Annotated in this window: 22 protein-coding genes; 20 read left to right on the plus strand and 2 right to left on the minus strand. The window is 61.6% G+C overall.

Translation table 11 applies throughout. The features are described 5' to 3' along the window. The first annotated feature begins 1 nt into the window (after position 1). The 18 genes from J3P95_RS23140 to J3P95_RS23225 all read left to right on the plus strand — a co-directional run bounded on the left by J3P95_RS23140 (position 2) and on the right by J3P95_RS23225 (position 16,837). Complete coding sequence (locus tag J3P95_RS23140) at positions 2-256, plus strand: acyl carrier protein (RefSeq protein WP_434559015.1); 255 nt, start codon at positions 2-4, stop codon at positions 254-256. After that, positions 253-798, plus strand: a complete 546-nt coding sequence (locus J3P95_RS23145) for a hypothetical protein (protein ID WP_434559017.1) — start codon at positions 253-255, stop codon at positions 796-798. The genes J3P95_RS23140 and J3P95_RS23145 overlap by 4 nt, the downstream gene beginning before the upstream one ends. Further along, positions 795-2,477, plus strand: coding sequence for an AMP-binding protein (locus J3P95_RS23150; protein WP_434559019.1), 1,683 nt, complete (start codon positions 795-797; stop codon positions 2,475-2,477). The genes J3P95_RS23145 and J3P95_RS23150 overlap by 4 nt, the downstream gene beginning before the upstream one ends. 146 nt (positions 2,478-2,623) lie before the next feature. Continuing rightward, entirely contained in the window at positions 2,624-3,358 is a 735-nt protein-coding gene (locus tag J3P95_RS23155; protein WP_434559021.1) for a glycosyltransferase family 2 protein, read from the plus strand. Next, positions 3,355-4,293, plus strand: a complete 939-nt coding sequence (locus J3P95_RS23160) for a glycosyl transferase (protein ID WP_434579548.1) — start codon at positions 3,355-3,357, stop codon at positions 4,291-4,293. Before J3P95_RS23155 ends, J3P95_RS23160 begins: the two co-directional genes overlap by 4 nt. Next, a complete protein-coding gene (locus J3P95_RS23165; protein WP_434579547.1) occupies positions 4,274-5,818 on the plus strand; it encodes an HAL/PAL/TAL family ammonia-lyase in 1,545 nt (514 codons plus the stop codon). Before J3P95_RS23160 ends, J3P95_RS23165 begins: the two co-directional genes overlap by 20 nt. After that, the gene (locus tag J3P95_RS23170) at positions 5,811-6,236 is read left to right on the plus strand and encodes an acyl-CoA thioesterase (RefSeq protein WP_434579546.1); all 426 of its coding nucleotides are present in this window, start codon (positions 5,811-5,813) and stop codon (positions 6,234-6,236) included. Before J3P95_RS23165 ends, J3P95_RS23170 begins: the two co-directional genes overlap by 8 nt. Then, entirely contained in the window at positions 6,233-6,826 is a 594-nt protein-coding gene (locus J3P95_RS23175; protein ID WP_434579545.1) for an outer membrane lipoprotein carrier protein LolA, read from the plus strand. The genes J3P95_RS23170 and J3P95_RS23175 overlap by 4 nt, the downstream gene beginning before the upstream one ends. Continuing rightward, a complete protein-coding gene (locus J3P95_RS23180) occupies positions 6,810-9,146 on the plus strand; it encodes an MMPL family transporter (protein WP_434579544.1) in 2,337 nt (778 codons plus the stop codon). The genes J3P95_RS23175 and J3P95_RS23180 overlap by 17 nt, the downstream gene beginning before the upstream one ends. Continuing rightward, positions 9,143-10,300, plus strand: a complete 1,158-nt coding sequence (locus J3P95_RS23185) for a sodium:proton antiporter (RefSeq protein ID WP_434579543.1) — start codon at positions 9,143-9,145, stop codon at positions 10,298-10,300. Before J3P95_RS23180 ends, J3P95_RS23185 begins: the two co-directional genes overlap by 4 nt. Continuing rightward, the gene (locus J3P95_RS23190) at positions 10,287-11,534 is read left to right on the plus strand and encodes an NAD(P)/FAD-dependent oxidoreductase (protein ID WP_434579542.1); all 1,248 of its coding nucleotides are present in this window, start codon (positions 10,287-10,289) and stop codon (positions 11,532-11,534) included. Before J3P95_RS23185 ends, J3P95_RS23190 begins: the two co-directional genes overlap by 14 nt. A gap of 10 nt (positions 11,535-11,544) precedes the next feature. Then, positions 11,545-12,273 (plus strand): class I SAM-dependent methyltransferase, encoded by a 729-nt coding sequence (locus tag J3P95_RS23195; RefSeq protein WP_434559037.1) that lies wholly within the window; start codon positions 11,545-11,547, stop codon positions 12,271-12,273. Further along, entirely contained in the window at positions 12,270-12,752 is a 483-nt protein-coding gene (locus tag J3P95_RS23200) for a DUF3261 domain-containing protein (RefSeq protein WP_434559039.1), read from the plus strand. The genes J3P95_RS23195 and J3P95_RS23200 overlap by 4 nt, the downstream gene beginning before the upstream one ends. Then, positions 12,749-13,945 (plus strand): beta-ketoacyl-[acyl-carrier-protein] synthase family protein, encoded by a 1,197-nt coding sequence (locus tag J3P95_RS23205; protein ID WP_434579541.1) that lies wholly within the window; start codon positions 12,749-12,751, stop codon positions 13,943-13,945. The genes J3P95_RS23200 and J3P95_RS23205 overlap by 4 nt, the downstream gene beginning before the upstream one ends. Next, positions 13,942-14,409, plus strand: coding sequence for a hotdog family protein (locus tag J3P95_RS23210; RefSeq protein WP_434579540.1), 468 nt, complete (start codon positions 13,942-13,944; stop codon positions 14,407-14,409). Before J3P95_RS23205 ends, J3P95_RS23210 begins: the two co-directional genes overlap by 4 nt. Further along, positions 14,406-15,134, plus strand: a complete 729-nt coding sequence (gene fabG / locus J3P95_RS23215; protein ID WP_434559045.1) for a 3-oxoacyl-ACP reductase FabG — start codon at positions 14,406-14,408, stop codon at positions 15,132-15,134. The genes J3P95_RS23210 and fabG overlap by 4 nt, the downstream gene beginning before the upstream one ends. Further along, positions 15,134-16,360, plus strand: coding sequence for a beta-ketoacyl-ACP synthase (locus J3P95_RS23220; RefSeq protein ID WP_434559047.1), 1,227 nt, complete (start codon positions 15,134-15,136; stop codon positions 16,358-16,360). Before fabG ends, J3P95_RS23220 begins: the two co-directional genes overlap by 1 nt. A 30-nt stretch (positions 16,361-16,390) precedes the next feature. Next, complete coding sequence (locus tag J3P95_RS23225; protein WP_003197008.1) at positions 16,391-16,837, plus strand: hypothetical protein; 447 nt, start codon at positions 16,391-16,393, stop codon at positions 16,835-16,837. A gap of 150 nt (positions 16,838-16,987) precedes the next feature. Here the strand turns inward: J3P95_RS23225 and J3P95_RS23230 are convergent, their stop codons facing one another. Further along, positions 16,988-17,521: a hypothetical protein gene (locus J3P95_RS23230; RefSeq protein ID WP_434579539.1), complete on the minus strand. Its 534-nt coding sequence runs from the start codon at positions 17,519-17,521 to the stop codon at positions 16,988-16,990. 443 nt (positions 17,522-17,964) lie between these two features. Continuing rightward, positions 17,965-18,408, minus strand: coding sequence for a DUF2846 domain-containing protein (locus J3P95_RS23235; RefSeq protein ID WP_434579538.1), 444 nt, complete (start codon positions 18,406-18,408; stop codon positions 17,965-17,967). Between the two features lie 187 nt (positions 18,409-18,595). Between J3P95_RS23235 and J3P95_RS23240 the strand changes: the two genes are divergently transcribed. Both J3P95_RS23240 and J3P95_RS23245 read left to right on the plus strand, forming a co-directional pair. Continuing rightward, on the plus strand, positions 18,596-23,134 hold the full coding sequence (locus J3P95_RS23240; protein ID WP_434579537.1) for a M3 family metallopeptidase: 4,539 nt from the start codon (positions 18,596-18,598) through the stop codon (positions 23,132-23,134). 2 nt (positions 23,135-23,136) lie between these two features. Then, the gene (locus J3P95_RS23245) at positions 23,137-24,747 is read left to right on the plus strand and encodes a hypothetical protein (protein ID WP_434579536.1); all 1,611 of its coding nucleotides are present in this window, start codon (positions 23,137-23,139) and stop codon (positions 24,745-24,747) included. Positions 24,748-24,853 lie beyond the last annotated feature (106 nt).

The raw sequence follows: 24,853 nt of genomic DNA on the forward strand, positions 1-24,853 counted from the left end.
CATGCAAACTCGTGACGACATTTTCAACACCCTGCGTGCTGCCTTGGTCGAGCTGTTCGAGCTGGACCCCGAACGCGTGACGCCGGAAGCCAACCTGTATCAGGACCTGGAAATCGACAGCATCGATGCGGTCGACCTGATCGACCACATCAAGCGCCAGACCGGCAAGAAAATCGCCGCCGATGAATTCAAGTCGGTGCGCACCGTCAACGACGTGGTCGAGGCGGTCTATCGACTGGTCCAACCGGCCGCATGAGCCGGCTGATCGGCCTTGGCCTGCTGCTGGCGGGCCTGCTGTATCCCTTTGCGGTGTATTTCGGCATGGAGCACTTTGCTCCTTGGCAGTTCGGGCTGTTGTTGGGCTGCCTGTGGCTGGCCCGGGCGCTGCTCGGCAAGGGCAACCCCGGCAATCGCTGGATGGCGGCCTCGGCGATTATCTTTTGCGTGCTGCTCGCGGTAGTCGACAGCCCGCTCCTGCTGCGCTGGTATCCGGTGCTGATCAGCGCGTTCATGCTCGGGCTGTTCACCCTGAGCCTGAAATATGGCCCGCCCATGATTGAACGCCTGGCCCGCCTGCGCGAACCGCAGCTGCCGGACAAAGCTGTGGTGTATACGCGCCAGGTCACGGTGGTCTGGAGTGTGTTTTTCCTGTGTAACGGTTTGCTTGCCGCCGCCCTGACCCTCTGGGCGCCGCTGAGCTGGTGGATGTTGTACACCGGCCTGATTTCCTACGGATTGATGGGGCTGCTGTTTGCCATTGAATGGCTCATACGACAACGGGTAAGAGGCCGCCCATGAATTGGATAACACTTGAGCAGTTTTTGCTCGAGGCCCAGCCGGACCGCGTTGTTGCTGTCGCCCCGGCTTTGAATCACGCGCAACTGCGCGACGACGCGCTGTGCCTGGCCGCCGGCCTGCAAGCCCGGGGCATCCGGCGCGTGGCCGTGCACTTCGAAGATGCCGCCGACCTGGTGGTGGCCCTGCTCGGCGCCTGGCGCGCCGGGGTGCGCGTGCTGCTGCCCGCTGACGTGCAAGCGCAGACGCGCCAGCGCTGGTCGGCCGACGTCGACCTGTGGCTGACCGACCTGGCCGCAGACACCCGGCTCGCCGAGATCCGCCAGGCGCCGCTGGAAGCCGCCGAACTGGACCTCGATCAGTGCTGGTTGACCCTGTGCACCTCCGGCTCCAGCGGCGAACCCAAGCGCATCGAGAAAACCCTGCGCCAGCTGAGCAATGAAGTCCAGGCGCTGGAGCAATTGTGGGGCGCCGACCTCGGTCCGGGGGCCTGCATGATCGGCAGCGTCGCCACCCAACACATCTACGGCCTGCTGTTCCGGGTGCTGTGGCCGCTGTGCGCCGGACGCACGTTTGTGCGTCGGCAGTTGGCTTTCCCCGAAGACCTGCAGCGCGCCAGTCGCGAGTATTCGGCATTTGCCTGGGTCGCCAGCCCGGCGCTGCTCAAGCGCATGGGCGACAACCTCGATTGGCCGGCCTTGAGCAGCGTGCGCCGGGTGTTCTCTTCCGGCGGCGCACTGCCGGCCGAAGCGGCCCGCAGCCTTCAGCAACGCTTGGGACAATGGCCAACGGAAGTATTCGGCAGCTCGGAAACCGGCGGTATCGCCTGGCGCCAGGGCGGCGACCTGTGGCAGCCCTTCGCCGGTGTCGAGCTGAGCCAAGACAGTGACGGCGCCCTGCTGATTGCTTCGCCTTATCTCCCAAGCGGCCATGTCGAGCACACCGCCGACGCGGCGCGCATCATTGATGATGGGCGCTTCGAATTGCTCGGCCGATTGGATCGCATCGTCAAGCTTGAAGAAAAACGTATCTCGTTGCCGATGCTGGAGCAGGCACTGACGGCTCACGACTGGGTCAGCGAAGCACGGCTGGGGGTGGTGCAGGAAAACCGCGCCTCCCTCGGCGCTTTGCTGGTGCTCAGCGAAACCGGCCTGCACGCCTTGCGCAACCTGGGCCGACGAGCCGTGACCGAGGCCTTGCGCCAACACCTGAGCGGACATTGCGAAACCCTGGCCCTGCCACGACGCTGGCGTTGGCTGCGGCAACTGCCGTTCAACGCCCAAGGCAAACTGGCCCAGGCCGAGGTCGAAGTCCTGCTGATGGCGCCACGTCCAAAAGCGCCTGAAGTGCTCGACCAAGGCGAGACCGATGGCGAGTGGAACCTGCGCGTGGCCGTGCCGCCAGACCTGGCGTACTTCAGCGGTCACTTTCCCACCGCGCCGGTCCTCCCCGGCGTGGTGCAGGTGGACTGGGCCTTGAACCTGGGCCGCCAACTGATGGACCTGCCGCCGCGGTTCGTCGGCATGGAGGTGCTGAAATTCCAGCAACTGGTGCGCCCCGGCGATGAAATCCAGCTGCACCTGCGCTTCGATCGCGAGCGCGGCAAGCTGTACTTTGCTTATCGCAATGCAACGGCGGCCTGTTCCAGTGGGCGGATTGTGTTGGGGGAAAACAATGCCTGAGTACCTGCACAAATCACTGTGGCGAGGGAGCTTGCTCCCGCTGGGCTGCGACGCAGCCCCTGGTTTTTCAAGAGCGAGCGCTACGCACTCGAGCGGGAGCAAGCTCCCTCGCCACAAAATGCCCCTCGGTCACCGAGACATGCCGCATGCATAACACCTGCGCCGTCATCCCGGTCTACAACCACGAAACCGCCATCGCCACGGTGGTCCAGACATTGCTCGGCAACGGTTTGCCCTGCGTGCTGGTGGACGATGCCAGCAGCACGGCATGCGCGGCGGTGCTTGAGCAACTGGCCGAGCACGAGCGGGTTCACCTGGTCCGGCTGGCGGTCAACCAGGGCAAGGGCGGCGCGGTGATGACCGGCCTGCGCGAGGCCGCGCGCCTGGGTTTCAGCCACGCCTTGCAGGTCGACGCCGATGGGCAACACGATCTTGGCGATGTACGAGCGTTCATCGAGCAATCCCGCACCCATCCGGACGCGGTGATCTGCGGTTATCCGCAGTACGACGCTAGCGTGCCGAAAGGCCGCTTGTACGCGCGCTACCTGACCCACGTCATGGTCTGGATCAACAGCCTGTCCTTGCAAATCCGCGATTCGATGTGCGGCTTCCGGGTCTATCCCCTTGCCCCCACCCTGGCGCTGATCGACTCGGCGAACATCGGCAAGCGCATGGACTTCGATTCGGACATCCTGGTGCGCCTGGCCTGGCGCAACCAGCCGATGCGCTGGTTGCGCACCCGTGTGCATTACCCTTTGGACGGGGTTTCGCACTTTCGCCTGTTCCACGACAACGTGCTGATTTCGCGCATGCACACTCGGCTGTTCTTCGGCATGCTGGTGCGCTTGCCGGTGATTCTCTGGCGACGGTGGCGAGCATGAGCACAGACCAACAGCACTGGGCGGACCGCCAGGAGCGCGGCAGTTTCTGGCTGATGAAACTCACCGCGTTTGCTGCGAAGGTCCTTGGCCGAAGGCTTCTCACGCCGGTGCTGTACGGCATCGTCCTGTATTTCTTCGTTTTCGGCCGCAGCGCCCGGCAAGCGGCGTGGCAGTACCAGCAACGGCTCGCCGACTGGAGCCGTCAGCCCGAGTTGCGCCCAACGCACCGGCGAGTGTTCGGACAATTCATGGCCTTTGCCGACTCGCTGCTGGACAAACTCGACGTCTGGAACGGCAAACTGAGCATCGAGCAGATCGAAATCGTCGACCCGGCGCTGCTGCGCAATCACCTGCGCGACAGCCGCGGGCAAATGCTGGTGGGCGCGCACCTGGGCAATCTGGAAATGTGCCGGGCCTTGGCCGAACTGGGTGAGAAAGTCACCATGAACGTGCTGGTGCACACCAAGCACGCCGAGCAGTTCAATCGTTTGCTCGGCGAGGCCGGCGCCACGCACCTGCGGTTGATCCAGGTCAGCGAGCTGGACCCGGTGATCATGCTGCAACTGAGCGAACGCCTGGAACGCGGCGAATGGCTGGCGATCGCCGGCGACCGCGTGCCGTTACATGGCGGACGCAGCGTGACCGTGGACTTCATGGGTTACCCGGCAGCCTTCCCGCAAGGCCCCTGGCTCTTGGCCGGCCTGTTGAAATGCCCAGTCAACCTGCTGATGTGTCTCAAGCACGAGGGGCGCTATCGCGTCACCCTTGAGCCGTTCGCCGATGCGGTGACCTGGAAGCGCAACGACCGCGAGCAAGTGATTGCCCATTGGGCCGGCCTGTATGCCGACCGCCTGGCGCAGTATTGTCTCCAGGCGCCACAACAATGGTTCAACTTTTACCCTTTCTGGAAGACCGATGACGAAGCCCATTCTTGAGCCGGTAACCTTCGGCGAACGCCCCCTGCGCATCGAAGACGTGCGAGCCCTGGCCAACCGCCAGGCGCCAACGCAGTTGCAGGATGACCCCGCGTTCCGTCAACGCATCGCCAAGGGCGCGCAATTTCTCGACTCCTTGCTGGACAAGGAAGGCGTGATCTACGGCGTCACCACGGGCTACGGCGATTCCTGCGTGGTGGCCGTGCCACTGCACCATGTCGAGGCGTTGCCGCGTCACTTGTACACGTTCCACGGCTGTGGCCTCGGCAAGCTGATCGACGCCCAGACTACCCGCGCGGTGCTGGCGGCGCGCTTGCAGTCGCTGTGCCACGGCGTGTCGGGAGTGCGGGTTGAACTGCTGGAACGGCTCCAGGCGTTTCTCGAACACGACATCCTGCCGTTGATTCCGGAAGAAGGCTCGGTGGGCGCCAGCGGCGATCTGACGCCGCTGTCCTACGTCGCCGCCACGTTGTCCGGTGAACGGGAAGTCATGTTCCGTGGCGAGCGCCGCCACGCCGCCGACGTGCACCGTGAACTGGGCTGGACCCCGCTGGTGCTGCGGCCCAAGGAAGCCCTGGCGCTGATGAACGGCACCGCCGTGATGACCGGCCTGGCCTGCCTGGCTTTTGCCCGCGCCGATTATCTGTTGCAACTGGCGACCCGCATCACCGCGCTGAACGTCATCGCGCTGCAAGGCAACCCGGAGCACTTCGACGAACGCCTGTTCGCCGCCAAGCCACACCCGGGGCAAATGCAAGTCGCCGCGTGGCTGCGCAAGGACCTGGCGATCGACGCGCCGACCGCGCCGCTGCATCGCCTGCAGGATCGCTACTCCCTGCGCTGCGCGCCGCATGTGCTGGGGGTATTGGCGGACAGCCTGGGCTGGCTGCGTTCGTTCATCGAAACCGAACTCAACAGCGCCAACGACAACCCGATCATCGACGCCGAAGCCGAGCGCGTGCTTCACGGCGGGCATTTCTACGGCGGACACATCGCCTTCGCCATGGACAGCCTGAAGAACCTGGTCGCCAACGTTGCCGACTTGCTGGATCGCCAGCTCGCCTTGCTGGTGGACGAGCGCTACAACCATGGCCTGCCGAGCAACCTGTCCGGCGCCAGCGCCGAGCGGGCAATGCTCAACCATGGCTTCAAGGCCGTGCAGATCGGCACCAGCGCGTGGACCGCCGAAGCGCTGAAAAACACCATGCCGGCCAGCGTGTTCTCGCGTTCCACCGAATGCCACAACCAGGACAAGGTCAGCATGGGCACCATCGCCGCCCGGGACGCGATCCGCGTACTGGAGCTGACCGAGCAAGTCGCCGCCGCCACGTTGCTGGCCGCCAACCAGGGCGTCTGGCTGCGCAGCCGCGCCGAAGATGCGCGACCACTGCCGCCTGCCTTGGCCGCCATGCACCAGCAACTGGCCGCGGATTTCCCACCTGTGATCGAAGACCGCGCGCTGGAAGGCGAGCTGCGCCTGTGCCTGCAACGCATCGCTGAACAACATTGGAGGCTGCATGCGTAGCCAAGGTGTCTTGCACGTCGATACCCCGATCGTGGTGCCGTTTTTCGATGTCGACTCGATGAACGTGGTCTGGCACGGCCACTACGTCAAATACCTCGAAGTGGCCCGCTGCGCCTTGCTCGATCTGATCGGCCACAACTACGACGACATGCTCGAATCCGGCCATGCCTGGCCGGTGATCGACCTGCAACTGCGCTACGTGCGCAGTGCCGTGTTCGGCCAGGCCCTGACCGTACGCGCCAGCCTGGTGGAATGGGAAAATCGTCTAAAGATCAATTACCTGATCAGCGATGCCGCAACCGGCGATCGCTTGACCCGCGCCAGTTCGGTGCAAGTGGCGGTGGACATGGCCACCCGCGAAATGCTCCTGGCCTCGCCACGAGTATTTGTCGAAGCCGTCGAAAGGAAACTCTCATGAAACGCCTGCTCACCTGGCTGCTGCTGTGCGGCCTCTCGCCCCTGGCCCAGGCGTTCGACCTGCAACAACTGAGCGCTCAACTGGCCCGCCCGGAGGTGATCCACGGCCAGTTCATCCAGGAAAAACACCTGCGCGCCCTGCCCCAACCACTCACCAGCAAGGGCCGCTTCGTACTGGCGAAAAACCACGGCCTGCTCTGGCTGCTGCAAACGCCGCTGCAACAGGATTACCGCATCACCGCCAAAGGCATCGCACGGCGCGACGGCCATGGCTGGCAGCTGCTGCCGAACAAAAGTGCCGGCACCGAGCAAAACCGCTTGTTCCTCGCGGTGTTGCAGGGCGACAGCAGTGGCTTGCAGCGGGATTTCGAGCTGAGCCTGTCGGGCCAGCCGCAGCAGTGGAAACTCACCCTGACCCCGCGCTCGGTGCTGCTTAAACAAGTCTTCAACCAGATCAACATCGACGGCGGCGAATGGGTCCAGCGCATCGAACTGCTGGAAACCCAGGGTGACAGCACCGTGCTGCGCATGCAGGACAGCACCAGTGCGCAGCCTTTGAGCGAAGCGGAGCAACATGATTTTGCCGAGTGAACGGATGCTGCCACGGCTGTTCCTGATCCTGCTGCTGGCGGTGCTGGCGCTCGCCGGTTGGCAATGGCGCAACGGTGCGCCGCTGTCGGCCAACCTCATGGAGTTGGTGCCCGGTACGTCGCCTGATGCGCTGGAGCTGATTGCCGAACAACGCATGCAAGATCCGCTGAACCGCGAAGTGCTGGTGCTGGTTGGCCACGCCGACCGCCAGCACGCCATCACCCTGGCGCAAACCCTCGGCGAACAATGGCAGGCCAGCGGTCTGTTCGACAAAGTCCAGTGGACGCTGCAGGCTGATCTGCCGGCGCTGCGCAAGCAATTGCTCGACGGCCGACTGGCCATGCTGTCGGCCGCCGATCGGCAGCAGTTGATCGATCAACCCCAGGCCTTCATCCAGCAACGGGTGCAGGCCCTGTTCGACCCGTTCAGCGGCTTCAGCCTGGTGCCGAGCCAGGATGACTGGCTCGGCCTGACCGGCCGTATCCAGAACAGCCAGCCGCAACGCGGCGCGATACAGCTGGACGTGGGCAGCGGCGCGCTGATCGCCGAAGCCGACGGCAAGCAATGGGTCATGCTGCGGGCTCGCACCCAAGGCAACGCCTTCGACATGAACCTGCCGCTGCAAGTGGCCGATCTGCTGCAACGCAGCCGTGACCTCGCAAGCCAGGCCCAAGGGCAACTGCTCGCCGCCAGCGGCCTGCTGTACGCCGCTAGCGGCCAGCAACAGGCGTCGCGGGAAATCACCTGGGTTGGCGGCGGCGCGACGGTCGGCATCTTGTTGCTGCTGTTGCTGGCCTTCCGACGCTTTCGGGTGTGGCTGGCGTTCGTGCCGGTGCTGGTGGGCATGCTGTTCGGCGCGGTGGCTTGCGTGGCACTGTTCGGCCGGATGCATGTGATGACCCTGGTGTTGGGTTCGAGCCTGATCGGCGTGGCAGTGGATTATCCGCTGCACTACCTGTCCAAGAGCTGGAGCCTCAAGCCGTGGCGCAGCTGGCCGACCCTGCGCTTGACCCTGCCGGGGCTGAGCCTGAGCCTGGCGACCACGTGCATCGGTTACCTGGCCCTGGCCTGGACCCCGTTCCCGGCGCTGACCCAAATCGCAATTTTCTCTGCCGCCGGCCTGGTCGGCGCCTATCTGTCGGCGGTCTGCCTGTTGCCGGCACTGCTTCAACACGCTGACCTTCGCCCTGCCCAATGGCCGTTGCGGCTGTGTGAGAGCCTGCTCCAGTGCCGCGACGCATTGCTGGCCCGGGTACGCACGCCGATTCTGTTGGCACTCTTGCTCGGCTTCTGTGGCGGTGGCCTCTGGCAACTGACCAGCAAAAACGACATTCGCCAGTGGATCGGCACGCCCCAACACCTGACCGATGAAGCCCAGGCCATCGCCCGCATCACCGGCTTCCAGCCCACCAGCCAGTTCTTCCTGATCCGTGCCGAGAACCAGCCACAGCTGCTCGAACGCCAGACGGCCCTCAACGAGCGGCTCGACCAGTTGATCGGCCTGGAAAAACTCCAGGGCTACCTGTCCCTCAATCAATTGATCAGCCCACCCGCCGAGCAACAAAAGGTTCGTGAGGCCCTGGCCCGGTTGCCAGCGTTCTGGCAGCCGCTCCTGGACCTGGGCGTGCCCGCCGCTGCGCTGGAAACGGAGCTGGCGCAATTGCAGGCCTTGCCGGTCACCGACATTGACGCCGCGCTGACCGGGCCGCTGGCCGAACCCTACCGCACGCTCTGGCTCGGCCCGACGGCGCAAGGCGTGGCGGCGGTGGTCAGCCTGCAAGGCTTGAACGATGCCGCGCTGCTGCGGGTGCAGGCGGTGGACCTGCCTGGCGTACAACTGGTGGATCGCCTGGGCGACCTGAACCGGGTGTTCGCTGCCACGCAAGTCAGCGCCGCCGAACTGAAACTGGCCTCGTGCGTGTTGATCGTATTGGTGCTGATCTGGCCATTCGGCGTCGGCGGTGCCTTGCGCGTCGTGGCATTGCCGCTGCTGGCTGCGCTGTGCAGCCTGGCAAGCCTCGGCTGGCTGGGGCAGCCGTTGACGCTGTTCGGCCTGTTCGGCCTGCTGCTGGTGACGGCCATCGGTGTCGACTACGCCATTCTCATGCGTGAACAGATCGGCGGGGCCGCCGTGAGCCTGCTGGGCACACTGCTGGCGGCGGTCACCACGTGGCTGTCGTTCGGCTTGCTGGCGTTGTCCAGTACGCCGGCGGTGAGTAACTTCGGCTTGGCGGTGAGCCTGGGGCTGGCATTCAGCTTCCTGCTCGCGCCGTGGGCGGGGCGCCAGGCCCATGCCAGCACTACGGAGCCTGTCCAATGATGACCGCGTTGTTCTGGCTGATGACCTTGGCGCTGTTTGCCGTCGCGACCCTGGTTGGCCGTCGCTTCGGGCTGATTCCGATCGTCAGCCAGTTGCTGCTGGCGACGTTCGGCCTGCCCTTGTTGATGTACTTCTGGATCGAGCCGGGTTGGCACCTCAGCGGCGCGCAACTGGTCTCGCCTGTGTGGCTGAAAAACCTCTACAGCCTCGCGTTCGCCTTGCTGCTGGGGCACATTCTCAGCGATGTGATCGACCTGAAGCTGGACCGCCAGAGCGTTAGAATCGCCTTGCCGAGCTTTGGCGTGCCGTTCGCGTGCGGGTTGGCGACTGCGGTCTGGCTGCTGCCACCACAGCCTTGGATCAGTTCGCTGGCGGTCGGGCTTTTGTTTGCGATTACCGCGATTCCGGTGCTGTACCTGTATTTGCGGCACATCGCTTACCCGCCCGCCGCCACCCGGCGCCTGGTGCAGACCGCGATTCTGATCGACCTGATCTGCTGGAGCCTGTTCGCCCTGGCCCAGGGCAGCCTGCACCTGGGCAGCCTGTTGCTGCCATTGGCCGGCGCCTGCGTGCCCTTGCTGCTGCGACTGGCCGGCCTGCGCCAACCGCTGCTGCACAGCGGCCTGTTCTTTGCCCTGCTGGTGGTGGCCGAACATTACCGGCTCAACGCGTTGATCACTGGTATCGGTTATCTGCTGTGCATGGCCGCGCTCAAGGTGCCACTGGTGTTGCCACTCAGCGCCGCCTGGATGCATCGGTTGCAGACCTACCTGGCGATCCCGTTGATCCTGACCTTCGGCATCGTGCAGATCAATGTGCACAGCGCCATGGACAGCCTTGGCTGGATCCAGCTGGGTGCGTTGCTGCTGTTGCCGATTGCCAGCAAACTGCTCGGCAACTGGCTGGGGCTCGGTTGGGCCGGGGCCTCGTTCGTCGGCGCCAGTCGCTGGCGGGAAAGTGTCTTGCTGAACATTCGCGGCTTGAGTGAAATCGTCTTCCTCAATCTGCTGCTGCAACAGCAGCTCATCAGCCCGGCGCTGTACTTCGCGCTGATGCTGATGGGCCTGATCGCCACTTTGCTGCCGGCCGTGGCCGGTTTCCACCGTATTCCTTTGCATGCCGTCCCGGCCAGGAGCCCAAGTGTCAACAGTTGAAATGGAACGTCGACAGGTCGTGATCATCGGCGCAGGGCCTTCCGGCGCCATTGCCGCTGCGCTGCTCAAGCGCAGGGGCCACGATGTGCTGGTCATCGAGCGCCAGCATTTTCCACGGTTCTCAATCGGCGAGAGCTTGCTGTCCCATTGCCTGGACTTCGTCGAAGAAGCCGGCATGCTCGATGCGGTCAATGCCGCCGGGTTCCAGCGCAAGAACGGCGCGGCGTTCGCCTGGGGCGAGCGCTACAGCGCCTTCGATTTCGGCGACACCTTCAGCGAAGGCAAGCCCACCACGTTCCAGGTCCAGCGCGCCGACTTCGACAAGTTGCTCGCCGACCAAGCCGCGCTGCAAGGCGTGGAAATCCGTTATGGCCAAGCCATCGCCAACGCAGATTTCACCCTGGCCAAGCCGCAACTGGGCGTGCAGCGCGAGGATGGCAGCGAATACCGCGTCGAAGCCGACTTCGTGCTCGATGCCAGCGGCTACGGCCGAGTCCTGCCGCGTCTGCTGGACCTTGAGGCACCCTCGAACTTCCCGGTGCGCCAGGCGGTGTTCACTCACATCGAGGATCGCATCGACAGCCCAGCCTTCGACCGCGAAAAAATCCTCATCACCACCCATCCGAGCAAACGCGACGTGTGGTTCTGGACCATTCCGTTCAGCGGCGGACGCTGCTCCGTGGGCGTGGTTGCGGCGGCGGAACATTTCGCCGGCCGCACCGACGACCTTGATGCCTGCCTGCGCGGTTTCATCGATGAAACCCCGAGCCTGGCCGGCGTGTTGCAGAACGCGGTGTGGGACACCCCGGCGCGCACCATCGGCGGCTACTCGGCCAACGTCAAGACTTTGCACGGCCCTGGCTTCGCCCTGCTGGGCAACGCTGCGGAATTCCTCGACCCGGTGTTTTCCTCCGGCGTGACCATCGCCATGCGTTCGGCGAGCATGGCCGCGGGCGTGCTGCATCGTCAGCTACAAGGCGAAAGCGTCGATTGGCAGAGCGAGTTCGCCGAGCCGCTCAAGCGCGGCGTCGACACCTTCCGCTGCTACGTCGAGGGCTGGTACGCCGGCACGTTCCAAGACGTGATTTTCTACACCGAAGGTTCCTCCGACATCCGGCGCATGATCAGTTCGATCCTGGCCGGCTACGCCTGGGACCAGCGTAATCCCTTCGTCAGCGAACCCAAGCGGCGCCTGCGCATGCTTTCGGAAATCTGCGCGAGCCCGGCGTCATGAGTCAGCCGTCATGAGCTACCTGAGCGACAACTACGTCGAAGAAACCCGCTTCGGTTTCTGGTTCCTGCGCAGCCACACCTGGCAGCACCATGTGCTGCGCGTGGCGATCAACGACCTGCGCGGTCTGTTCGGCACTTTGCCGCCCTCCAATCCGGTGCTATTGGACGCCGGTTGTGGCCAGGGCAAGTCGTTTCAATACCTGCGCCAAGTATTCGCGCCACAGCAACTGATTGGCGTCGACGCCGACCCGCACAGCCTGGCGCTGAGCAGCGCAGAAGCTGCCCGCCAGGGCATGGCCGTGGAGCTGATCGGCAGCGATTGCGCGACGTTGGCGGTGCCTGATGCAAGCATGGACCTGCTGTTCTGCCACCAGACTTTTCATCATTTGGTGGAGCAGGAAAAGACCCTTGCCGAGTTTTACCGCGTGCTCAAGCCTGGCGGTTACCTGATGTTCGCCGAGTCCACCGAGGCCTACATCGACACCTGGGTGATCCGCTGGCTGTTCCGCCACCCGATGCACGTGCAGAAAAGCGCCGCGCAGTACCTGGCGATGATTCGCAATCAAGGGTTCCAGTTCGAAGACCACAACGTCTCCTACCCGTACTTGTGGTGGAGTCGCGCCAAGGACTTCGGCCTGCTGGAACGCTTGGGATTGCGCCGGCCCAAGCCGTTTGGCGAACGGGAGGAAACCCTGGTCAACGTGGTCGCCCGCAAGCCGCTCGAAGAGGACGCCCGATGATCCGTGGTCTGTTGATCGGTTGTCTGCTGCTGCTCAGTGCCTGCGCCAGCCACGCGCCGCTGCCGGAACGTACGCCGACCCTGGCGCTGCCGCTGCAATTGCACATCGAACGGCAACTGGCCGGCCAACGCCAGGATTGGTTATTGGTGATCCAGCGCGAAAACACCTGGATCCGTTGGTCGATGATGGACCCGCTGGGCATCCCCCTGGCCCGCCAGCGGCTGATCGACGGCCAGTGGCAGGCCGACGGTTTGCTGCCACCGAATGCCGAAGCCCGGGAGCTGTTCGCCGCGCTGTTGTTCGCCCTGACGCCCGAAGCGGAGCTTGCCGGCAACTACCCCACCGCTCTGCAGCAGAGCACCCAGCGAACCCTCGACGCGCGCTGGCAGGTGCGCTACGAGCAACCGCTGGACTTCGAACTGAGCCTGCCTCAAGGCCCGCACTACCGCATCACACCGCTGACCGAGAACGCCCCATGACCGCCTATTTGAACGCCCTCGGGGTGATCTGCGCCCTGGGCCGCGACAAGCAAAGCGTCGCGCGCAACCTGTTTGCCGGCGATTGCTCGGGCCTGCGTGTCGAAGCCGGCTGGGTGCCTGAGCGGACGTTGCCGGTGGCTTCGGTGACGGGCGAACTGGCCCCCATCCCCCAATGCTTGGCGGCACAACGCAGCCGTAACAATCAATTGTTGCTCGAAGCCGGCATGCAGATTCGCCCCGAGATCGACCAGGCGATCAGTACCTATGGCCGCGCCCGCATCGGCATCGTCCTGGGCACGAGCACGTCGGGCATCGATGAAGCCAGCCATGGCATCGCCCACTATCTGCGCGAGCAGCGGTTCCCCGATGGGTACGACTACCAACAGCAGGAACTCAGCGCGCCGGCCAATTTTCTCTCCGACTGGCTTGGCCTGAGCGGTCCGTCCTATGTGATCTCTACGGCCTGCACCTCCAGCGCGCGGGCCTTGATGAGCGCTCGTCGCCTGCTGGACCTTGGCCTGTGCGATGCGGTGCTGTGCGGCGGCGTGGACAGTTTGTGCAAGCTGACGCTCAACGGTTTCTCGGCTCTGGAAGCGGTCTCCAGCGAACGTTGCAACCCGTTTTCGGTGAACCGCAGCGGCATCAACATCGGCGAGGCGGCGGTGCTGTTTCTCATGAGCAAGACGCCAGGCGATGAGCATTCGATCGCCCTGCTCGGTGACGGCGCCAGTTCCGACGCGCACCACATTTCCGCACCCGAACCCAGTGGCCGCGGCGCCCGCCAGGCCATGGAAAAAGCCCTGCGCTGCGCGGGCCTGGACGCCAGCCAGATCGATTATCTGAACCTGCACGGCACCGCCACGCAACATAACGACGCGATGGAAAGCCACGCGGTGGCCGGGCTGTTCCCGGCCGGCGTACCCTGCTCGTCGACCAAACCCATGACCGGCCACACCCTCGGCGCGGCCGGAGCGCTGGAAGCGGCGTTCTGCTGGTTGACCCTGAGCTCACAAAACCCCGACCAGGCACTGCCGCCGCATGTTTGGGACGGCCAAGCCGATCCCGACCTGCCGGCGCTGCAATGGACGGACACCCGCACCCGCCTGAACCCGACGACACCCCGTCGCCTGATGAGCAATTCATTTGCCTTCGGCGGCAACAACGTCAGCCTTATTATCGGAAACGCCCCATGATTGACTGGCCGCTCGCCGAATTGCTGCCTCACGCAGGCGACATGATCCTCATCGACCGGATCCTGTCCTTCGATGACGAGCAGATCCACGCACTCGCCACCGTCAAGCCCGGCGGTTTGTTCAACCGTGAAGACGGTGCGCTGCCGGCTTGGGTCGGCATTGAATTGATGGCCCAGAGCGTGGCGGCGTTTGCCGGTTGTCACGCACGCCGACGGGGCGATTCCGTGGAGCTGGGCTTCCTGCTCGGTACGCGCAAGTTCGAATGCGACGTCGAATGTTTTCCGCTCGGCACCGAACTGGCCATCCACGGCGTGCGTTCCCTGGAAGACGACAACGGCATGGGTGTGTTCGAATGCCATATCCGCGCCCCCGGCATCCACGCTACCGCGCGCCTCAATGTGTTCCGCCCGCCCCATGCCGCCCAGTACCTCAACGAACCGTCCGCAACAGGAACCCAGCCATGACTGAATCCATACTGGTCACCGGCTCCAGCCGTGGCATCGGCCGCGCCATCGCCTTGCGCCTGGCCCAGGCCGGGCACGACATCGTATTACACTGCCGCAGCGGTCGCGCCGAGGCCGAAGCCGTCCAGGCACAGATCTTGGCCCTGGGTCGAAATGCCCGGGTGCTGCAATTCGACGTATCCGATCGCGCCGCCTGCAAGGCCATCCTTGAGGCCGACGTCGAAACCCACGGCGCCTATTACGGCGTGGTACTCAACGCCGGCCTTACCCGCGACGGCGCGTTTCCGGCCCTGAGCGAGGACGACTGGGACAGCGTGATGCGCACCAACCTGGACGGCTTCTACAATGTGCTGCACCCGGTAATGATGCCGATGATTCGTCGTCGCGCCGCCGGGCGAATCGTCTGCATTACCTCGGTTTCCGGGTTGATCGGCAACCGTGGCCAGGTCAACTACAGCGCGTCGAAGGCCGGCCTGATCGGTGCGGCCAAGGCGTTGGCAATCGAGCTGGGCAAGCGCAAGATCACTGTCAACTGCGTCGCGCCGGGCTTGATCGACACCGCCATGCTCGATGAAAACGTACCCGTGGAAGAATTGATGAAAATGATCCCCGCCCAGCGCATGGGCACTCCGGAAGAAGTCGCCAGCGCGGTGAACTTCCTGATGTCCGCCGAAGCCGGCTACATCACCCGGCAAGTCCTGGCCGTCAACGGAGGTTTGTGCTGATGAGGCGGGTCGTTGTCACCGGCATGTCCGGCATCACCTCGATTGGTAGCGACTGGGAGACCATCGCCGCCAACTTCGCCGCCAACCGCAGTGGCATCCGGCGCATGCACGAGTGGGACCGTTTCACCGAGCTGAACACCCGACTGGCCGGGCCTATCGATGACTATCAGGTGCCCGCTCACTGGACCCGCAAGCAACTGCGCAGCATGGGCCGGGTTTCGCGTTTGGCCGTGGGCTCGGCGGAGCAGGCGCTGGCCGACGCGGGCCTGTTGGGCGATCCATCGATCAAGGACGGGCGCATGGGCGTGTCCTGCGGTTCGTCCACCGGCAGTACCGATGAGATCAAGGCATTCGGCAACATGCTGCTCAACAGCGTCGCCGAAGGGCTGAACGCCAACTCCTATGTGCGCATGATGCCCCACACTACGGCGGCCAATATCAGTATCTTCTTCGGGCTGACCGGACGCCTGATTCCCACGTCCAGCGCTTGCACCAGCGGCAGCCATGGTATTGGCTACGCCTATGAAGCGATCAAGTTCGGTCGCCTGCCGTTGATGCTCGCCGGCGGCGCGGAGGAACTGTGCCCGACCGAAGCAATGGTCTTCGATGCGCTCTACGCCACCAGCCTGAAAAACGATGCACCGCAAACCAGCCCACGCCCTTACGACAAGGGCCGCGACGGACTGGTAATCGGTGAAGGCGCCGGCATGCTGGTGCTCGAAGACCTTGAGCACGCCTTGGCCCGCGGCGCACGGATCCATGCTGAAATCGTCGGTTTCGGCAGCAACGCCGACGGCCAGCACGCCACCCGTCCCGAATTGAGCACCATGCGCCGCGCCATGGAGCTGGCCCTGGAAGACGCCGGCCTCGAATCTTCGGCCATCGGCTACGTCAACGGCCACGGCACCGCCACCGAGCAGGGCGATATTGCTGAAACCCTGGCCACCAGCAGCCTGTTTGGCGAACACATGCCCATCAGTTCGCAGAAAAGCTTTCTCGGCCATACCTTGGGCGCGTGCGGCGCACTGGAGTCCTGGTTCAGCATCGAGATGATGAACCGCGACCTGTACGTGCACACCTTCAACCTCGATGAAGTCGATCCCGAATGCGGCAAACTCGATTACCTGCGCAATGAGTTCCGCTCGATGAGCAATGAGTACGTGATGAACAATAATTTTGCCTTTGGCGGGGTCAACACTTCGCTGATCTTCCGCCGCTGGCACTGATTCCCGTTAGCTCTGGTCAAGGAGACCATGATGTCGTTGAAGAAAATCGCTGTAACCGCCGCCCTGTTGCTCAGCACCCTGCCAAGCCTCAGCCAGGCCCGTGATACCGCGCTGTTCCTGCCGTTCGACAAAGTCGTCGCCGAAGCCATCCGCACCGGCAAGATCGACGGCAGCGTCAAGTTCTACCTGGCCGGCAACAAACCGGCCGGCAACGTCACCGTGGTCAGCCCTGGCGCGGTCACCAACAAGAAAACCAACGCGTTCAACAAGTCCGATGAAGTGGCTTGCGAATGGGTGCTGCAATCGGCGCTGATCAGCCTGCACCAGGCCGCCAAGAATGCCGGCGCCAACGCTGTTACCAACATTGTCAGCTTCTACAAGAGCAACGAACGCAAGGACCCGACCACCTATGAATGCCATGCAGGGGCAATCATGGCCGGTGTTGCGTTGAAAGGGGATCTGGCAAAGGTGCAATAGACCTCGCATTCCCCGTGGCGAGGGAGCTTGCTCCCGCTGGGCTGCGCGGCAGCCCAAACCGCCGCAAGAAATCATAAACCGCAAGCGCCTCCCAGAACGACAAAAAGGAAAACTCGGAAAGACAGGCCGTATGAGCGGAAGTGTTTTTTATTATAAATCACACCTGACGCCTCTCTTCGAATGCAGGTAATGCACCTCCGCCAACCTAAGCACAGGCAAAAAATCCTCCGCCATCGGCACGCCTTCACGCACGATGATCATGAAACGTTTCTGAAGCGTATTGATGATCTCGTCGCCATTGCTCAGGCGGCTGCCGACCAGTGCAATGTCACTATTGTTTTTCCCGGCGCCGGTGATGATCCGTGCGGTGCTGCCATCGGCGTACACCACCTCATCGCCTTTCTGCGCGGCGCGTACTTTCCAGCCATTGTCCAAGGTGAACGTCAACGACGATGACACTTGCTGGATCGTTCCGCCGTCACGCGTCTGGCTTCCCTCGGTGGCCACTCGGTAGATGGCAAGTGGCGGATGAGCTTCGACGAAGGCTTTTTGTCGGCTCATGAATGCCGCGACTTCTTCGCCGTAACCCTCTAGTTGGCGGGGCTCCAAATACAAGTCATCCAGATGGCGAAGAGATTCATGGGAGATTTCGTTGGTGTAGGGGGCATCCAAAGATGAGTGCATTTCCAGGGACCTCATTCATGACTTCAGGCTGCATCCCTTGCCACTGGGGAAGGAGCGTTGAGCCGGCGGCTTCGCAATGATGAATAAGACGTTGCAGCGTGGGCGAGTCGCAACCGCTGCGAAGTGGTCTCTGCAACGAATCGGAAGTGTCGTAATTAGAAATGCGCGTTTTCCTACAGTCGAAGGGGTATTTGACACAACTTTCCATCCCGCACCGGTCTTGCTGATAGGCCAGCGCTCGATAAAACTGTTCGACCTTATGAGTTGCAAGTCGCCTTTCAATAAATTGATTTGGTCCAGCGGCCCTGCACATCGCAACGCAACCGCATTCATTGACGTTGCTACAATACGCACCCTGGCACGGCTATCACCACCAGGCTACATCATAGAAAAGGGCGCCCTTGCGGCGCCCTCTCAAATAGCACGGAACGGCGACAGCCCAATTACTCAGCTTGAATCAATTTGCTTTCCGCCACCCCGGCGCGGCCGGTTTTTTCATCGACGACCTGCAGATTGTTACGAGCCTTGATGAAGCCCACTTTCACTTCCTGCCAGACGAAATAGTTCTTGCCGGCTTCTGTGCTGAGTTTGAGTTCCGAATCGTTTTCCGCAGACGACACCAGCGTCTGCTGGCCGGCCGGTACCGATAGCATTAAATACGACTTGGCAACGGTCTGCCCGACAGCCTTACCGTTTAGCGTCACCGGCATTTTTACCCCGGCTCCCATACTCTCGTTGCGATAAACGTAGATGTTCGCTTTGTCAGGGACGGTCTGGAAAGTTTTCGCCTGAGCATCCTGGGTGTCATCCGCCATTTTTACCGAGGCACACCCTGAGGTCAGCGCGGCGACTGCCAGCAATGCGGTAAAGGTCAACTGCTTGAACATCCTGTTTCTCCATGTTGGGTAAGTGGAACATAAGAGGTATCGGCTGGTACGCTGAAAAACTCAAGCGTCGACCTGTCTCATCAAGTCCATACACCAGCCCATCCCCCCGCGGGCGGTAACTATCTACCGCCCTCGCCTGGTTCTTCTTGCATAGCGTGTTGCTCCGAACACTTCGCAGGAAGCGAACATGCTGGATAAAAACCCCCTTCTGTCCTCTTATGATTTACCGCCATTCTCGGCGATCCGCACCGAGCATCTAGTACCGGCCATTGAAAAAATCATCGCCGACAGCCGAATCAAAGTCACCGCCATTATCGCCAGCCAGACGCCTTATCCGACCTGGGACGACTTGGTGTTGGCCATGGATGAGCTGAAGGCGCGGTTGGATACTTCCCTCCAGCTCATCGCAATCATCAGCTCAGTGACGACCCAACCAGGGTGGAGAGACGCGGCAAAACGCTGTTGCGAACGGGTCATGGCTTACCAGGCCGAGCTCGCCCGGAAAAGTGAATTGTTTGGGCTGTATCAAAGACTTTCCCATAGCGAGATAGCGCAACAGTTCGATCAGCCTCGGCAAAAGGTATTGCAGAAAATACTGCGGGCGTTCCACCGGGCCGGAGTCAACCTAGCACCTGAACAACAACAGCGCCTGCTGGCCTTGGACAGCGATATAGAGCGGCACCAAGACAAGTTCCACCTGAATGTACAGCAGGCTCATGGCGCGTGGAGCAAGCACATCGAGGAGGAGTCGCTACTGGCCGGCGTCCCTGGCCCGGTCAAGCGTCGCATGGCCCATGAGGCGCGCAGGAGAAACGTGCAAGGCTGGCTGGTGACCTTGAGCGAAGAGTCGCTTCGCGGGGTGCTGTGCCATGCTGAAAACCGGGGGTTACGCAAGGAGGTGTGGGTAGCCTATCAGCACCGTGCCTCGTCCCAAGGACCGCATGACCCTCGGCTCGATAACGACGAAGTACTGGTGTCACTGCTGAAGGCTCGCCACGACAAGGCCCGGTTGCTGGGGTATGAAAATTTCGCCCAGTTGGCACTTGAAGGGCAGATGGTCAAGTCAACGGATCAGGTATCGAGCTTTCTGGGCGGGGCACTCGACCGGCACAGAGGCCTTTTCGAGCGAGAGGCAAGGCAACTCAAGGCACTGGCTTCACAGCACGACCTCGATGAGCTGAAGCCTTGGGACTACCAGTACCTGACCGAGAAAACCCGCCGACAGGCGGGGGCCGGCCAAGAACAACTGCGAGCGTATTTACCATTGGACTCGGTGCTCGACCGCTTATGCCTGTTCGTGCAACGGCTGTTTGGTGTCGACATGCTCGAGCGTGCGGATTTTGATCGCTGGCATGAGGATGTGCGCCTTTTTGAAATCAGAGAGTTTGGACAGGCTATCGGCTATCTCTACGTCGACCCGTATCAACATGATCTTGCTGGCGCAACACCCCACGCGCTTGGCCTGCGCAATCGCCGAATGACCGCCGAAGGTCGGCCAAGGCTACCGATCGCCGTGCTGCGCAGCGAACTCCCACCCAGGGACGACGACGCCCCGTGCCTGCTGGATCATCATCAGCTACGCAGGTTGATGCACGAGTTCGGTCATTGCTTGCAGCAACTTTTAACAGGGGAAGACTACAGGACTATTTCCGGGCTGGATGGGCTCGGTCCGGACACCGGTGAGTTCTCCAGCCAAGTACTGGAACAGTGGTGTTTTTCCAAGGATTTTCTGGTTTGGGTATCGGGCCACTACCAGACCAGGGAGCCTATCTCTACCGACCAGGCCGAGCGATTTCTGGCGGGCATCCAGGTGCAGACCAGTTGGACGACGGCGGACTCGCTGCTCTTCATGCTGTTCGATTTCGAGGCCCATCGCACCTTTGGCGACGGACGCGGTGCCCTGCGGGTTTTTGAAGACGCGAACAATAAAGTCGATCACCTGAAATGGCCCGAAGCGGTACGGCCATTCAATAACATGACGGGTATCGCCTCGCCTTACGCCGCGAGGATTTGTTCATACAGATGGTCGCAAGTGCTGGCCGAAGAGGCGTTCGAAAAGTTTATACGCATGGGCGTCTTCGACCGTGATACCGGTCGGGCTTTTCGCGAAGCGTTTTTCACTCGCAGCGGCTCTCGTTCGTTGGTGCAATCGCTTGAGTTGTTTCTCGGTGCTCCGTACGCCGGCCGGCTGAGTGCGTCCCTGGGCAACCATGACGCCGTTCTGCAGGCTGATACCGCGCCAGACCCAAGCATCCCACTGGTGGGTCAGTTGCATACTTCCCAGCAACAAATGATCCTCCTGAACGATACGGTTCCGCAGTCGTCAGAGGTTGCCCTGCAACAACTGCGTTACTGGCTCAAACGAACCTTCCCTGCCGTGGACGCCACAATAGCGGTAGAACATCTTTCGGTGCGTACGCGGCAAGAGGAGACCGTTATTTCCTCGCAAAGCCTGGCCGACGACGCCGATGAGCCGGCCATCAAACAGCCCCCGACCCATGCCATTGCCCTGGCGTCGCTGTTCTGGAAGGCGCTCGCTGGCAAAATCGATGCGGGTACGCTTTTCCGCGATCCCGGCCAGATCGACATCCTCGTCACCCAAGGCGACGTCGTCCAGATTCCCGCGGACCTGAACAGCCAAGAAGCCAAGCAACAATTCAAGACGTTGATCAGCAACACGGCAATGTCCTTTGAACCGTTGCTCACGCAGGCACTGGACAACTTCTGGAACAGGCCGGCCGACTTCAGCCGCAGCCGTAAAGTCGGCGAATGGCTGGCCGATGAATTCGCCGCTCAGCTCAGGGCACAAACAGACCTTCACAGGCTGGACGCAACCATGAGCCAGCCGATGCACGAGGCCCTGACCAAACATGCATTGTCGGCACCGGACGCGACTTCTCGCGCCGAACTGGCGGCAAAAGTCCGGCCCGGTGTCTACCGCCTGAATATGGCCTTTACAGCAGGGGCTGACAGTGTGCCGCTACCCTGCACCGTTGTGCTGACGCAGCATGACCATGTCAGCGAATCGGGGACGGCCGTGTTATACGCCCCAGGTCACCCTTTGGAGATCTACGACAATCTGGCGGCACTGAAGGCCGGTCTGATCGAGGGCAGTCTCGCCTGGGAAGCGGTCAGCACCGAACCACTGACGCCGCATTTCCTGACTCATCTGGTGGCGGACCTGCGAGCGACACAGAAAACCATCGTGCGGGATATCTTGCTGGAAGGCCCCGAGACGGGAGAAGAGGTCGCGGCCTGGTCGGCCAGAATCGACAGGGCAGCAGGTGTCGGAGCTGTCCTGGACCTGGCGGGCGTCCTCGACGAGCGTGAGTTCCAGCGGGAGCTGAAAAAACAGAACGAATGGCTGCATGGCAATCCTCAGGTCACCGGTCACGACCGCCGGGAATGGTGGAAAGCGGTACGAGATCTGTACGAAGCCCAGCAGATCCAACCCTCACCGCCCGATCCGGTGACCTTGGCCACCGAGGACGCCGTTAGCGAATGGAGCCGCAAACGGCTGGCCCGGCTCATCACTGAGAAGGGCTACGTGGCCGCGGATCCCGACCAGGTGTTTTTGAGCATCAATCGCTACATCGTTGATCCACACGCCCCCGCAGGTACGTCGCCATGGGAGTCAGGGGTATCGCAAGGAACAAAAGGCATCGTTGTTTACCGCCAGTCCATGACGCAATGGGCAATGTCCAATCTGACGTCGGAAGAACGCAGTGTCACCGCCCCTTTCCTGGAAGGGCCGATGACCTATGACCAGTTTAAGAATGTCATTGAACAGGCAAACGTGGGCGCCCGGATCCTGATCGAACTGCCGATCATGGCCCGGGAACAGCAGACAGAATGGATGGCCTTGAAAGCCAAGCAGATACGGGCGCAGGCGTGGAGTGCCCATATCTCGGGTGACTTCAGGCAAGACAAGGACAACACCGGACTGAATCTGGTGCTGGCGGCACTGGGCAGCCCGACGCCGGAGGGCCGTCGCAAGGTCAACACACACGAAGTGGTGGTTCGCCAATTGAAATGGGGCGACAGCGTGCTGAAGGACATACTGGCGTTCGGCAGCGCAAGCTTGGCGAGTCGACCTTCGCTGACGTTGTACACCCCCGGTGCGCCGGACAACAAAATGTTCCGGGACCTGGATGCCGGGAATGTACGGGAGTTGGAGCGGGCCCTGGCCAAGGCACTTACCGCCACGCCTGAGATGACCCAGTGGTTGATTTCGCAGCTGCCGTTGGTGGAGCAGGCCTATCAGGCCGACAGCCTGACGCCGACATCGACCGACCTCACGCTCGATGAAAAGATAAGGAAAATCACCCAGGCGGTCTTCAGGGGTTGGGCAAGAAGCCGGGCTCCAGCTGATTTCGCCTCGAAGTTATCCTGGGCAGGGGTTGATTCCAATCTACTGAACGTGCTGCATGAAACGCAGGTAAGCCACGCAGTTAAAACGGCGGATGCGCTGACGCTCAGCAATGCCGAGCGCGACAGCGCCGACGCTCAAGCAGGACGCCGGAACGCGGTCGCTCTGCTGACGGGGGCAATGTCCATGTTTCCCGCCAGCAGACTGGGGGGATTACTTGGGCGAGCGATCCTGCCGGTGATGACCGGAGGGGCCGCAATAGCCGCGATCAAAAGTGAGGGCGCAAGCTTCGATCAGTGGCTCACCGATTTCATCAGCGGATTGGGTGAGGTCCTGGCGGAGGGTGCGAGGACCTGATAATGGCTCGCGCGGGGCGGCCCCGACATAAGGCGCGTCCGCCGCTATCATCTCTCCCCCGCCTGCAGGATCCGGAACTTAAGCCGTTGCGCCTGAAAGGGTTCGAAGGCAAAGGGCTGAAGTTCGAAGGTCGCGGCCGGTATACAGATGCGGACGGACAGGGTTATCTGAAGCTGGGGATGTACTACTACAAAACGGCGATGCAACAAGGCCAACGGATTATCTATGCACCGGACAACCGGACGAACCAGCGAACGGTGGCTTGGGAGAATGGCCGCTGGAAAGTCGAAGAGCTGCAACGGCTACGCGGTGGTGGGCTGGCGTCGAGCCTGCTCAGCACGCCAGAGGCGCCAAACCAGGCCAAGATCGATATGTTGTCGGACGCCGCTTTGCTGAGGTACAGCGGAGCAGGATGGATAGCCTATTACTGGTACACGTGGGGAATAGCCAACCGGCAAAAGGCAGTTCTCAGGAGCATGCCGGAGGCACTGGTCGAGCAAATATTGCAGGAAAACATGAACGATGTTGGTGCCAGGAATATAGAGGCTTATCGTCGATATATAGATGATTATAAAACCGGAAGGCCTCAACCCAAAAAACGCATAGAAAGACAAAAAAAAGCCAACTACGCACTGTTATCAAAACTCAATATATGGGGGAAAATCATTAATTTTTCAAATTTTCAAGAGCGAAACGCGGGATTAGCCCTTGACACCAATAACAAATCCAGACTGTACGACTTGATCTTCAAATATAAAGACAGACTCATACAGGACGCGGTTGTAGACGCCAAATTTTATACATTCAGCAATCTCTTTACCGATGCAACGTTCATTATCATAACCCCGCCGACAGGAACACTGAGAGATACGTTCGAAAGGCTGAGCTCCCATTATCAAGAAATGACGAAAGCGGCGGACGCGCGCGCTGAAGCCTACATAAAATCGGTCATCCCGGGTGATGACGCTGTCGCAGAGGCGGCCAGGGTTGCGTATTTGACGGATCCCATAAACAGGGCTAATTACCAGCATCGCCTGCTCGATGAGTTCTCCACCGAACTGGCAAATCATAATACCCCCCGCATCCATGCAGCCTTGCGCATGCATAAAATCCCTTTCGTTGAAATCAATAAAAGAAAGGCCAATCAATACACCCGATTCGTCACCGAAGAGGATGTCGGTCAGTTCCAAAAAACCATTAAAGGCCCCAACACTCATAACGCGACCTTTGAAATAGAGGCTGTGACAAGGGCGCAAACAAACCCTCGGACACCTACCGCAACCCCTTCAGCGCCTCAACCAGAACCAGAAGGGCCTGCCTCATCGAATCGCTACTCAGTATCCATCAGTCCGCTGGCTGAACTGCAAATGACCTATCGCGACTTCGATCAGGACGCCAATTTGAGAATTACATCAATCATGGATGATATTCGCACCGGTAGGATAACGACGAAATGGGGCAACGGTGCCTATTGGTACACCATGTCGCAGATAGGTGGGAGCCGTGGAAGAGGGCGCTGGCGCGCCGCTTTTGAACGTCAAGGCGATACTTGGACGCTTCAAGGGTTTTATAACTACCACACCAATAGGACGGTTACCGTATGGGGGCAATGACCGACGAGCTCGGGTAACTCAAGCAAAAGCCGTACAAGGCTCATGACGGCTTCATGAACGAAGAAGGGCGCCCGTTTGGACGCCCTTCTTCACGTTATGGCGCCAT

Source organism: Pseudomonas sp. Z5-35, from assembly GCF_051131945.1.
In the GTDB taxonomy this organism is placed as follows: domain Bacteria; phylum Pseudomonadota; class Gammaproteobacteria; order Pseudomonadales; family Pseudomonadaceae; genus Aquipseudomonas; species Aquipseudomonas marvdashtae.